At 68.9% G+C, this 9962-nt stretch carries 12 protein-coding genes and 1 tRNA gene; 7 read left to right on the plus strand and 6 right to left on the minus strand.

The window, feature by feature from the left end; all coding sequences use genetic code 11:
- Positions 1 to 85 precede the first annotated feature (85 nt).
- From BLV76_RS07260 to BLV76_RS07275, 4 genes are all read left to right on the plus strand, one after another.
- Positions 86 to 1156, plus strand: coding sequence for a peptidoglycan-binding domain-containing protein (locus BLV76_RS07260; protein WP_175539599.1), 1071 nt, complete (start codon positions 86 to 88; stop codon positions 1154 to 1156).
- The gene (locus BLV76_RS07265; RefSeq protein ID WP_090968526.1) at positions 1153 to 1803 is read left to right on the plus strand and encodes an ABC transporter ATP-binding protein; all 651 of its coding nucleotides are present in this window, start codon (positions 1153 to 1155) and stop codon (positions 1801 to 1803) included. The genes BLV76_RS07260 and BLV76_RS07265 overlap by 4 nt, the downstream gene beginning before the upstream one ends.
- A gap of 7 nt (positions 1804 to 1810) precedes the next feature.
- Positions 1811 to 2905, plus strand: coding sequence for an ABC transporter permease (locus BLV76_RS07270; protein ID WP_090968527.1), 1095 nt, complete (start codon positions 1811 to 1813; stop codon positions 2903 to 2905).
- 161 nt (positions 2906 to 3066) lie between these two features.
- Entirely contained in the window at positions 3067 to 3288 is a 222-nt protein-coding gene (locus BLV76_RS07275) for a hypothetical protein (protein ID WP_090968528.1), read from the plus strand.
- Between the two features lie 85 nt (positions 3289 to 3373).
- On the opposite strand, the gene BLV76_RS22080 is transcribed toward BLV76_RS07275, so the two are convergent.
- The 6 genes from BLV76_RS22080 to BLV76_RS07305 form a co-directional block, all read right to left on the minus strand.
- Positions 3374 to 3697 carry a hypothetical protein gene (locus BLV76_RS22080; protein ID WP_139306512.1) on the minus strand — a complete coding sequence of 108 codons (324 nt, stop codon included), beginning with the start codon at positions 3695 to 3697 and terminating at the stop codon, positions 3374 to 3376.
- A 389-nt stretch (positions 3698 to 4086) separates the two neighbouring features.
- The gene (locus BLV76_RS07285) at positions 4087 to 5223 is read right to left on the minus strand and encodes a serine/threonine-protein kinase (RefSeq protein ID WP_090968530.1); all 1137 of its coding nucleotides are present in this window, start codon (positions 5221 to 5223) and stop codon (positions 4087 to 4089) included.
- A complete protein-coding gene (locus tag BLV76_RS07290; RefSeq protein ID WP_139306513.1) occupies positions 5223 to 5714 on the minus strand; it encodes a hypothetical protein in 492 nt (163 codons plus the stop codon). The genes BLV76_RS07285 and BLV76_RS07290 overlap by 1 nt, the downstream gene beginning before the upstream one ends.
- A 133-nt stretch (positions 5715 to 5847) precedes the next feature.
- On the minus strand, positions 5848 to 6804 hold the full coding sequence (locus BLV76_RS07295) for a hypothetical protein (protein ID WP_090968532.1): 957 nt from the start codon (positions 6802 to 6804) through the stop codon (positions 5848 to 5850).
- A 19-nt stretch (positions 6805 to 6823) separates the two neighbouring features.
- Entirely contained in the window at positions 6824 to 7063 is a 240-nt protein-coding gene (locus tag BLV76_RS07300) for a helix-turn-helix domain-containing protein (protein ID WP_090968533.1), read from the minus strand.
- A 180-nt stretch (positions 7064 to 7243) separates the two neighbouring features.
- Positions 7244 to 7330: transfer RNA gene (locus tag BLV76_RS07305), tRNA-Leu, on the minus strand.
- A 187-nt stretch (positions 7331 to 7517) separates the two neighbouring features.
- Between BLV76_RS07305 and BLV76_RS07310 the strand changes: the two genes are divergently transcribed.
- The 3 genes from BLV76_RS07310 to BLV76_RS07320 are packed head-to-tail and all read left to right on the plus strand — an operon-like array spanning position 7518 to position 9962.
- A complete protein-coding gene (locus tag BLV76_RS07310; protein WP_090968534.1) occupies positions 7518 to 8237 on the plus strand; it encodes an FHA domain-containing protein in 720 nt (239 codons plus the stop codon).
- Positions 8230 to 8706, plus strand: coding sequence for an FHA domain-containing protein FhaB/FipA (locus tag BLV76_RS07315; protein WP_090968535.1), 477 nt, complete (start codon positions 8230 to 8232; stop codon positions 8704 to 8706). Before BLV76_RS07310 ends, BLV76_RS07315 begins: the two co-directional genes overlap by 8 nt.
- The gene (locus tag BLV76_RS07320) at positions 8703 to 9962 is read left to right on the plus strand and encodes a PP2C family protein-serine/threonine phosphatase (RefSeq protein WP_090968536.1); all 1260 of its coding nucleotides are present in this window, start codon (positions 8703 to 8705) and stop codon (positions 9960 to 9962) included. Before BLV76_RS07315 ends, BLV76_RS07320 begins: the two co-directional genes overlap by 4 nt.

Below are 9962 nucleotides of genomic sequence, written 5' to 3' on the forward strand. Positions count from 1 at the left end.
CGTGAGCCACCACTCGACGAACCCCAGCCCCGACACCGGTATGTCACGCCCGGCGACGAAGACACCACGAGGCCGAGGATTGTGGATGGGTGCGCTGCTGTTGGTCTGCGTCGGTGGTGGCGGGTTCTGGGCAGGTCAGGCAGCCGTCGGCACGACGCCCTACGCGGGCGACGTCCCCTCCGCGAACCTCACCGCGATCGCAACGCGGCAGAGCGTGGGGCGCGCCCTCACCCTCGCCGTCACGGCAGAGCAGCCGAAGGTGCCGCTGACAGCCAACATGCTCACCGGCGTCGTCACCCGCTCCACAGGTACCGTCAACGCCAAGCAGGGCTCAATCCTGTACGCCGTCGCCGGCATCCCGGTGCGCGCCGTTCAGGGCAACGAGCCGTTCTACCGCGACCTCGCAACCGGTGCGTCGGGACAGGACGTGGCGCAACTGCGTGGCGCGCTGGTCGCCATGGGCTACCTCACGATCGTCGGCGATGACTTCGACACCTCCACGTACTACGCCGTGCGAGCCTGGCAGCGCGACCTCGGCGTCGAGGAGACCGGAACGGTCCGGCTCGGCGAGCTCGTCGCAGTACCGCGCCTGCCCGCGGCGCTGCTCGTCGACACCAAGACCGCAGCGCCCGGAAACGTCCTGGCCGGCGGCGAACCGCTGGTCTCGGGCGCACGAGGCGCCCCGCGGTTCACCCTCGTCGTCGCCGAGGAGCAGGCACGACTCATCCCGAAGTCCGCGACCATCACCATGAAGTACGCGGGCCAGAGGTGGCGTGCCCGGATCCAGCGCACCGAGCAGACAGACGCCGGCGACACCACCATCGTCCTCACCAGCCTCTCCGGCGGGCCGGTGTGCAGAAGCCAGTGCCAGCTCGTACCGGCCGGGGACAAGACATCCATCCTCGCCAAGGTCACCATCGTGCCGCGCACCACCGGTCCGGGCGTCCCCGTCGCCTCGATCAGCACCGCCCCCGACGGCACCACCACCGTGCAGGTCGTCGACCACGCAGGTCGGACTACACCTACACCGGTCAAGGTCCTGGCTTCCCAAGACGGAGTGGCCGTCGTTGACGGGCTCAGCGACGGCGACAACGTCCTCGTGTTCGGCGCCACCACCAGCGAGGCGCGTCAGAACCCGGCACAGGAGAGCGAGTGAGAGTCCCAACACTCGCGGTGCGCGACCTGACCTTCCGCTACCGCGGAAGTCATGACGAGCTGTTTGACGGACTCACCCACGCATTCACACCCGGAAAGGTCACCGCGCTCACCGGACCGTCGGGACGCGGAAAGTCGACCCTGCTCCACATCATCGGGCTGCTGCGATCCCCGACCACAGGCGACGTCCTCCTCGACGGAACTCCTGTCTCCGCTGCACGTGACCTGACCCGCTCGGCCCTGCGAGCACGCCGTATCGGGTTCGTGTTCCAGGACTCCGAGCTCGATCCGGCACGCAAGGTCATCGACTCCGTCGTCGAACCAGCGCTTTACGCAGGACGTAGCCGCAGCGACGTCCTTCCCCGCGCCTACGACCTCCTCGACGAGCTCGGGCTAGCCGAACGGGCCGACCACCGTCCCGGCCAGGTCTCGGGCGGACAGGCACAGCGCTTGGCCGTGTGCCGCGCACTGCTGAACGAACCGGACGTGGTCCTCGCCGACGAGCCCACCGGGAACCTCGACCTCGGCAACGCGGGCCTCGTCATCGACGCCCTCACCCGTACCGCACGCGAAAGGTCGGACACCGTCGTCATCGCCACGCACGACCCGTTCGTCCTCGAACGAGTCGATGAGGTCGTTGCCCTGTGAGACGACCATGAGACTCGCCTCGCTGCTCCGCGAAGCCATCGCGACCACCTGGGCTGCCAAGGTCGCCTCCACGCTCGTGGTCGCCGTCGTGGCCGGCATGTGCTTCGCCGCAGTCGCCACCGTCGGACGCTCCGCCTCATCCGTGGATGAGGTCACCTCCCGCCTGGACGAGGCCGGTGCCCGCCGCCTCACCGTCATCGACGTGAAGGGGCTCGGGTTCATCAACCCGTCCACCGTGCGGCAGCTTGCGAGCATCGACACCGTGCAAAGCGTGCACGCGCTCGGAACCCCGTTCGACACCGTCAACGGGTCAACCGGTGCCGGCGGCACGAAGATCCCGACCTGGCAGCTCACCGGCGACACCGCCACGGCTGTCCACATCGTCCGCGGCCGAGCACCAGCTGACGGCGAAGCCGTCGTCTCCGTCACCACACAACTCAAGCTCCTGCTCGATGAACCACTCGGGTTCCTGACCAGCCTCGACGGCAGCGCCCAGTACCCCATCGTCGGCGCGTACGAAGCAACCACGGCCCTTGATGACCTCGACAGTGGCGCCATCGTCAACCTGTCGACCAACGCATCGGCCCGTGAGCTCGTCGTCACGATCGACAGCGTGGACTCCGCCACGCCGACCGTGCAGGCCGTGTTGGCCGTCCTCGCCCCTCCAGCGCAAGATGACGTCTCGGTCGAGTCGCCCACCGGGTTGGCCGAGACGGCCCGCCAGCTCGAAGCCGACCTGTCGAGGCAGGGTCGCAGCCTGCTTGCGCTCATTCTGGCCATCGGCGGACTGTTCGTCGCTGCGGTGGTGCTCGCCGATGTGCTCGTGCGCCAACGCGACCTGGGAAGACGACGCACGCTCGGCGGCTCCCGAACCGACCTCGTAGCGATGGTCGCCCTGCGCTGCGTCTTCGCAGGCCTCCTTGGCGCCACGCTGGGAACGCTCGGTGCGTCGGTCATGAACACCAACATCGGCTACCCGACACCACCTGACTTCACCGTCAGCGTCGCGGCCCTCGGCGTCCTCGTCGCTGCAATCGCAGCCGTGCCGCCCGCCATCTACGCCGCGCGGCTCGACCCGGTCGAAGTCATGCGAGTGCCGTGAACGAGGATGATCGGTGCCGCCGTGTCCGGTCAGCGGGCGCCCAGGCGTCGGTCCCGAAGTGGTTGACACGCGCTCACCGCGCAGATCCGGATGTAGCGCGACCTTGCACAGGTCCGTTCACGGCCCCGGTGCCTACGTCACGATGCCTGTACATTGCGGCCATGCGGAAGCCGTGGCTGGACTGGTCTCGACGTCGCTTCTTGTGGACGATGCTCTTGGCCGTTGGGATTCTCTTTGGGATCCGGTGGGCGTTGGCGAAAGTGATCGACTCCAGCGCCGCCGACGCCCTCCTGCTGGTTGTCTACCTGGCGGCCGGACTGGCGGTGTTGTATCTGACGTTCTCGTGGACAAGGGAGCATGATCGCCGCAACCCGCGCCAATAGAGCACTGGTTTTGGCGAACGAAACATCCGCACATCGGCAGATCCGGATGTTCTATCGTGTCACCTTCGTCACGAAATGCGGACAACTAGGCCGACGTCCGCGGCCCCGGGCGGTGCCTCTCGAAATCGAGCACGTCCGCACCGTGATCATCGGGCGCCAGCGGCGCATCCCGCACCACTGCCTTGCGATACGTGCGCACGACGTCGTTCAGCCCGTCTCCGTCGTGGTCGGCGGCGAGGAGCAGCGCGGCGATGAGCTCGCGACGGTTCGTGTTGCTTCCGGCGTCGTTGGCCCGCTGAACGAGGTCGTCGAGACGCTGGTCCAACGCGACCGGCCAGCGGATCCCGACCTGCTTGTCCTTGGAATCGCGCAGACGATCGCCACCCGGTACGGAGTGTCGATCGGACATGTCAGTGCGTCTCTCTAGAATAGAAATATGTCTGAAAGAGGTCTATCCGACCTCATCGTCACCATCATGGCCGCCGGTGAGGTGTCTGCGCTACCAGCGCGCGACCACCGTCATTGCCACGAGGCACTGATGCGGCTGGTGGACTGCGGCTCGCCAACATCGCGCCGCCTGCTGGCACGTCACGGCGGAGCGCCGCGCTGGCATGTCGGAGCGCGATACGGCAGGCAGGTCGACGAGGTCGCGCCCTCGTTGTGGGACTTGGTAAACAGGGGTCAGATGCGTGCGGTGGAGACCGAGGATGACGCCGCTTACGTGATGACGGCTGACGCGTCGGTTGCGGGCCGTCGCGCCCTGCTGCGTCTACCGGCCGACGAGGCGGAGCTGGTGACTCAGATCGGCGTGGCCTGGGCGGCGGCCTCGACCTCACGGAAAAAACCAGCCAGGGCGGCGGCGTCACCGGGGGCGACCCGACGCGTCAGCCTCGCGTAGCCGCGCCACGGCTTCGTGGTCGTCCTGTGTGCGGCCTTCAGCAGGACGAGACCCTTGAACTTCCCCGACGTCACGGGCTCGGCGATGACTTCGAGGAGTCGACGACGAGCCATCGGCACGGACGAGGGCCAGTTGCCCTCCCAGCGTCCGGTGAGTCCTGATCCGTCGGCACGTCGCCAGTCGACGCAAGCGGTGCGCTGCACGCGGTTCAGCGCTTCGGCAGCATCGGCCGGTCGACGGTCGGGGTCGCTGTGGGTCATGGAGCGCACGAGCCGCGCGACGTTGTCGGGCACCCAGGGCGGGAGGTCGAAGTAGCTGTTGGGCATCGCGCGTCGTCCCTCGTCGAGGCGGTCGCAGATCCTGTCGTAGTCCATCGTCGCGAAGTCGGGTGACCCGGCGAGCATCTCGTGGAGGACCATGCCGGCCCCGTACACGTCGGCCCGTGCGTCGATGCGGCCCTCGGTCGACTCCGGAGCCTGATACAGCGGGGTGCAACCCCCGGCTGGCACGGTCCCGTCGTCCTTCATCAGCGCGGCGCTGCCGAGGTCGCCGAGGAAGCCCTGGCGCCGCGCACCGTCGAGCATCACGTTGCCCGGCTTCACGTCACGGTGGACCATCCGGTGGTCGTTGTGCATGTAGTCGAGCGCGTCGAGGACGTGACCGACGATCGTGAGCGACTCGCGGACGGAGAACTCGTGGCCCTCCTCCAGCGCGGTGGCGACGGAGCGCCCCTCGCAGTAGTCGGTGGTGAAGGTGACGACCTTCAGCGACGGGTCGTATCCCTCGGCCCACTGTGCTTCACGGACGCGCACGAGGTGGGCGTGATCCATGGACTCCAGCAGACGAGGCTCGCTCCTGGCGATCCCGCCGGGCAGGCCGAGGAGGTCGATGGTCTTCGACACGACGGGACGGCCAAGGACCTCGTGCACCCACAGGAGGGACTTGCCGGCGTTGCCGACCCCGACCGTGTGAAGGAACGTGTAGTTGGGTCGTTCGAGGTAGTGCTCATGGAGGGGTCCGGGGTTGTCGCTGGCCATCAGTTCTCCCCGTCAGCCTGGGCGCCGAGGTCGCGGGCTCCGGCCAGGGCCGCCATCGACGCGAGGTCGCGCTTCTTCTTCCAGTGGGGCGCCTTCGGCACCGGGACCAGGGTCGAGATGTGAGCGTCGACGCCACCCTTGGCCGGCAGGTCGAGCCACGACAGCGCGGTGGCTCGGCTGATCCGGGCGAACTCGATGCCTTCCTCGGCCGCGGCGAAGGCCACCACGGTCTCCATGGTGATGCGTGGGACGGCCGCGTGGTAGCCGACCTTGTGCTGTCCGTCGTTGCCGGCGCTCAGCAGGACCACGCGCGTGACATCGTTCGTCCGCATGACTCGCCGAAGCGAGTCGCGGGCCGCGATCAGCGCATCGCCCGTCTCCAGGGCGCTGGCCTTGTCGACCCGGAAGGTCGTCATGTCCACGAGACCGGTGTCATCGGCGCACGCCAACCACAGCGTCTCGCTGGAGCCGTTGACCCCCATGACCCTCATGTCCGTTCCTCCACTGCCATGACACCCTGACCGACGTCAGGGACATGCTGACACGAGAGCGGCGTGCGTGGCGCTACTTATACGCAGGGATTAGCGTCGTGCTCTCGCCGACGAATGAGGCCATCGGCTCGCGCTAGCGGCGCCGGATCCAGCCAAGGAAGCGATCGACACCCGATCGCCTCGGCACATCCAGCGCCGCCTCCCAGTCCTCATCCGACACGTCCAGCAAGGGCCGACTCTCCGGCCGCGCCGTACCCGCGTCGAGCAGTTCGTCGATGCTGACGAATGAGTCCTCCCACTGGACGTCCTCCCACTGTTGGCGCAGCGCCCGCGCGGCAAAGCTGTCCGAGATCTCCATGAGCTCTTCGTCGTGCGGTGACTGTTCATAGCCGAGCGTGTCGAGGAGCCGTCGCGCGGATCCCGTGGACATGGCGAGACGTTGCGCAAGGACCGAGACGAACCAGGCATCCTTCGATTCGACGAACTGCTTCAGCTTCATCGGGTAGAGGACGTGCTGACCGGCCCATGCGGCGGCGAGCGCCTCCAGCTCCTCGCGGCGCTTCATATCGTGCCGGAGCAGGCCTCGATCCACGCCGGCGCCGAGGAGGACCGATGGGAACTCCTGCAACAGCCAGATGACCAGCGAGGTGATGCCGAAACCGTTGCCGCCGAACTCGCCTGTTCGTGTGACGACGAGGTAGTCCTCGTCGGAGTCGTAGTGCCCTTCGGCGATGGCTCTCGCCAGCTGGTGCAGCGGCATTTCTCGCGGGTAGGCGAAGTGGACGAGGCCATGCTCGTCGATACCGAATGCGTCGCCCAGATCGAAGTTGCGGACGATAGCTAGCTCTCCCTCGCGCCGGACCGTCGCGAGCCACCAGAGGTCCGCAGAGAACGCTGGCGCATCTACATGGGGTTCGGCGCCGATCAGGTCTGGCCTTTGCTCACTGATGAGCCGCCGGACGATCTCGCGGACACTCCCGTCGGTCTCACTAGGCACTTCGATCTCGCCGTGGCGAACAAGCTCGTCCCATGGGATCGGCGGCCGTGGCTGAAGGGGGAAGTCCAACTGCGGGGCGAAGATGAAGTGCACGGCGGTGTCCTCTCCGGATTTACTCGAACAGCTGGCCGGGGCCGACGCCCAGCGCGCCGGCCAGCGCGCGTACCCGGCTGACGCCCAGATCGGCTCGGCCGTTCTCGAACTTGTTGAGGTTCACCCGATGCAGCCCGACCACGTCGGAGAGCTGCTGCTGCGTGAGACCCCGTGCCTTCCGGAGCTCGCGGACCCTGGCCCCGATGCGAGCCATCTCGCCGGCGCGCTGCGCCCTGGCCTGTGCGGTCGTCAGTTCCACGGAGCACCGACCTCCCCGAGAGCCGCGGTGGACGCGAGGTGGCGCAAGGGGATCCAGAGTGTGATCAACCCGGCCTCCGTCCCACTTGGGAACTAGGAAGGGCTCCCCACCTCGTTTGCCGAGGTCAGGAGCCCTTTTCCAGTTACATGGAGCGATTCGGGATTTAACCTGAACCACTCGTGGTGCGCGAGGGGGGAGTTGAACCCCCACGTCCTTTCGGACACACGGACCTGAACCGTGCGCGTCTGCCTATTCCGCCACTCGCGCGAGAAGCGGGCTCAGGCTACCCCAACGCCCGGTCGCGCTCCCAATCGGCTGGAGGACGGGGCGGCAGCCGTGCACTCGAGCGACCGGCCGGTACGGTTGACGAGCCGACCTCGCGGTCGGTGACGCCTGCCCACCCCGGCCAGCGAGCCGACGACCGACCCCCGAGCGCGAGGAGAGGAGGCCCCCGGTGCCGAACCCGTTGCAGCGATTCGAGCAGAAGCTGGAGTCCGCGATCTCCGGCGTCTTCGCGCGGGCCTTCCGCAGCGCGGTGCAGCCGGTCGAGATCGCGGCGGCCCTCCAGCGCGAGTGCGACAACAACGCCCAGGTGCTCAGCCGCCAGCGCCGGCTCGTGCCCAACGACTTCCACGTCGAGCTCTCCGAGGCCGACCTCGACCGCATCGTCGGCCTCGGCCGGGCGCTCGAGCAGGACCTGACCGACCAGCTCCAGGACCACGCCGACGCCCAGGGCTACGTCTTCACCGGCCCGATCTCGATCGCCTTCGAGTCGGCCGACGACCTCACCACCGGCCGGTTCCGGATCCGCAGCAAGGCGCAGGCCTCCGTCACGGACAACGACCAGCGCACCCGCACCCGGTCCTCGCACGCCACCCTCGAGGTCAACGGCACCCGCCACCCGCTGCGCCCGCCCGGCCTGGTGATCGGCCGGGGCACCGAGGCCGACCTGCGGATCAACGACCCGGGCGTGAGCCGGCGCCACCTCGAGCTCGTGGTCAGCATCGACGGCGTCGAGGCGGTCGACCTCGGCTCGACCAACGGCATCCTCGTCGACGGCGCGAAGGTCGGCCGCGCCGGCCTGCGTGACGGCTCGACGATCAAGATCGGGCACACCGAGATGACCGTCCGCATCGACGGCGGACGCGACGAGGCCGGGGGCTGGAATGTCTGAGCTGACCCTCTTCCTGATCCGGATGGCGTTCCTGGCCATCCTGTGGATCTTCGTGCTCTCCGCGATCTCGGTGATCCGCTCCGACATGTTCGGGGCCCGGGTCCCCGAGACCGCCCGGGGAGCGGCCGCCCCCGTCCCGAGCCGCAAGACCAAGGGCAAGACCAAGCCGCGCCGCGGAGCGCCCACCCACCTGGTCGTGGTCGAGGGCGAGAACCCCGGCACCCGCGCCGAGCTCGAGGACGCACCCCTGCTCATCGGACGCGGCAGCGACGCCGCGATCAAGCTCGACGACGACTACGTCTCCACGCGCCACGCCCGCGTCGCGGCCAGCGGCGACGAGTGGTTCGTCGAGGACCTCGGCTCCACCAACGGCACCTATGTCGGCCCGGTCCGCATCACCCAGCCCACCACCATCGGCCTCGGGGTCCAGGTTCGCGTCGGCAAGACCATCCTGGAGCTGCGGAAGTGAGCCTCTACCTCCACTACTCCGCCATCTCCGACGTCGGTCGCGTCCGCCGGGAGAACCAGGACAGCGGGTACGCCGGCCCGTGGCTGCTGACGGTCTGCGACGGGGTCGGCGGTGCCGTCCGCGGCGACCTCGCCTCGAGCACGGCCGTCCAGGCGCTGCGCAAGCTCGACCAGGAGCCCGACGAGGACATCCTCGGCCAGGTGGCCGGGGCGGTGCACCGCGCCGACGACCGGATCGCCGAGCTGGTCGAGGAGGACCCGGCGCTCAACGGCACCTCGACCACGGCCACGGTCGCGCTCTTCGACGGCGCCCGCTTCGGGGTCGGCCACATCGGCGACAGCCGGGCCTACCTCTACCGCCGCGGCGAGCTGCGCCAGCTCACCCACGACCACACCTTCGTGCAGTCGCTCATCGACGAGGGCCGGATCACCGAGGAGCAGTCGCGGACCCACCCGCACCGCAACCTGATCCTCAAGGCCCTCGACGGCATCCGCCACGAGGAGCCCGACCTCTTCGAGTTCCCGGCCGAGCCCGGCGACCGCATCTTCCTCTGCAGCGACGGGGCCTGCGGCACGCTCACGCCCGAGCGGATGGCCGACATCCTCGCCACCGGCACCCCCGACTTCGCGGCGGTCGAGCTGGTCCGCGCGAGCCTCGACGCCGGCAGCACCGACAACGTCACCTGCCTCGTCGCGGACGTCTCCGAGGAGCCGCCGCCCGACGACCTCACCCCGCTCCTGGTCGGCGCAGCCGCCGACCTCCCCCGGCGGGCGCCCCTCGGTGGCGGCGTCGGCGGCGCCGTCGGAGGCCTCTTCCGCGGCCACCGCTCGGGCGACACGGGCGAGATCGCGCCGGTGCCCGACGACGTACCCGCCGGGGCCTTCGTCACCGACCCGATCGACGCCGAGACCGCGCGCTACGCGCCGCGTGCGCCCGACCGCTACACCTGGCTGCGCCGCGTCCTGGGTGCCGCGGTCCTGCTCGGCATCGCGTGGGTGGTCCTGGCCGCCGGGTGGTCGTGGAGCCAGCAGCAGTTCTACGTCGGCGAGAGCGACGGCCGGGTCGCGATCTACCGCGGGCTCAACGCCGACCTCCCCGGCCTCTCCCTGTCGCACCCCTACGAGGTGAGCGACGTCGACCTCACCCTGCTCAGCGACCTCGACGCCGAGACCGTGCGCGAGGGCATCGAAGCCGGCAGCCTCGACGAGGCCCAGGCCACCGTCGACAACTACGCCGCCCGGCAGGACATCGGCTGA

This window comes from Nocardioides exalbidus, assembly GCF_900105585.1.
Taxonomy (GTDB): domain Bacteria; phylum Actinomycetota; class Actinomycetes; order Propionibacteriales; family Nocardioidaceae; genus Nocardioides; species Nocardioides exalbidus.

Coding starts and splice junctions, on each gene's coding strand:
- BLV76_RS07260 (WP_175539599.1), top strand. CDS start 86: ATGGGTGCGCTGCTGTTGGTCTGCGTCGGTGGTGGCGGGTTCTGGGCA.
- BLV76_RS07270 (WP_090968527.1), top strand. CDS start 1,811: ATGAGACTCGCCTCGCTGCTCCGCGAAGCCATCGCGACCACCTGGGCT.
- BLV76_RS07275 (WP_090968528.1), top strand. CDS start 3,067: ATGCGGAAGCCGTGGCTGGACTGGTCTCGACGTCGCTTCTTGTGGACG.
- BLV76_RS22080 (WP_139306512.1), bottom strand. CDS start 3,697: ATGTCCGATCGACACTCCGTACCGGGTGGCGATCGTCTGCGCGATTCC.
- BLV76_RS07285 (WP_090968530.1), bottom strand. CDS start 5,223: ATGGCCAGCGACAACCCCGGACCCCTCCATGAGCACTACCTCGAACGA.
- BLV76_RS07290 (WP_139306513.1), bottom strand. CDS start 5,714: ATGAGGGTCATGGGGGTCAACGGCTCCAGCGAGACGCTGTGGTTGGCG.
- BLV76_RS07315 (WP_090968535.1), top strand. CDS start 8,230: ATGTCTGAGCTGACCCTCTTCCTGATCCGGATGGCGTTCCTGGCCATC.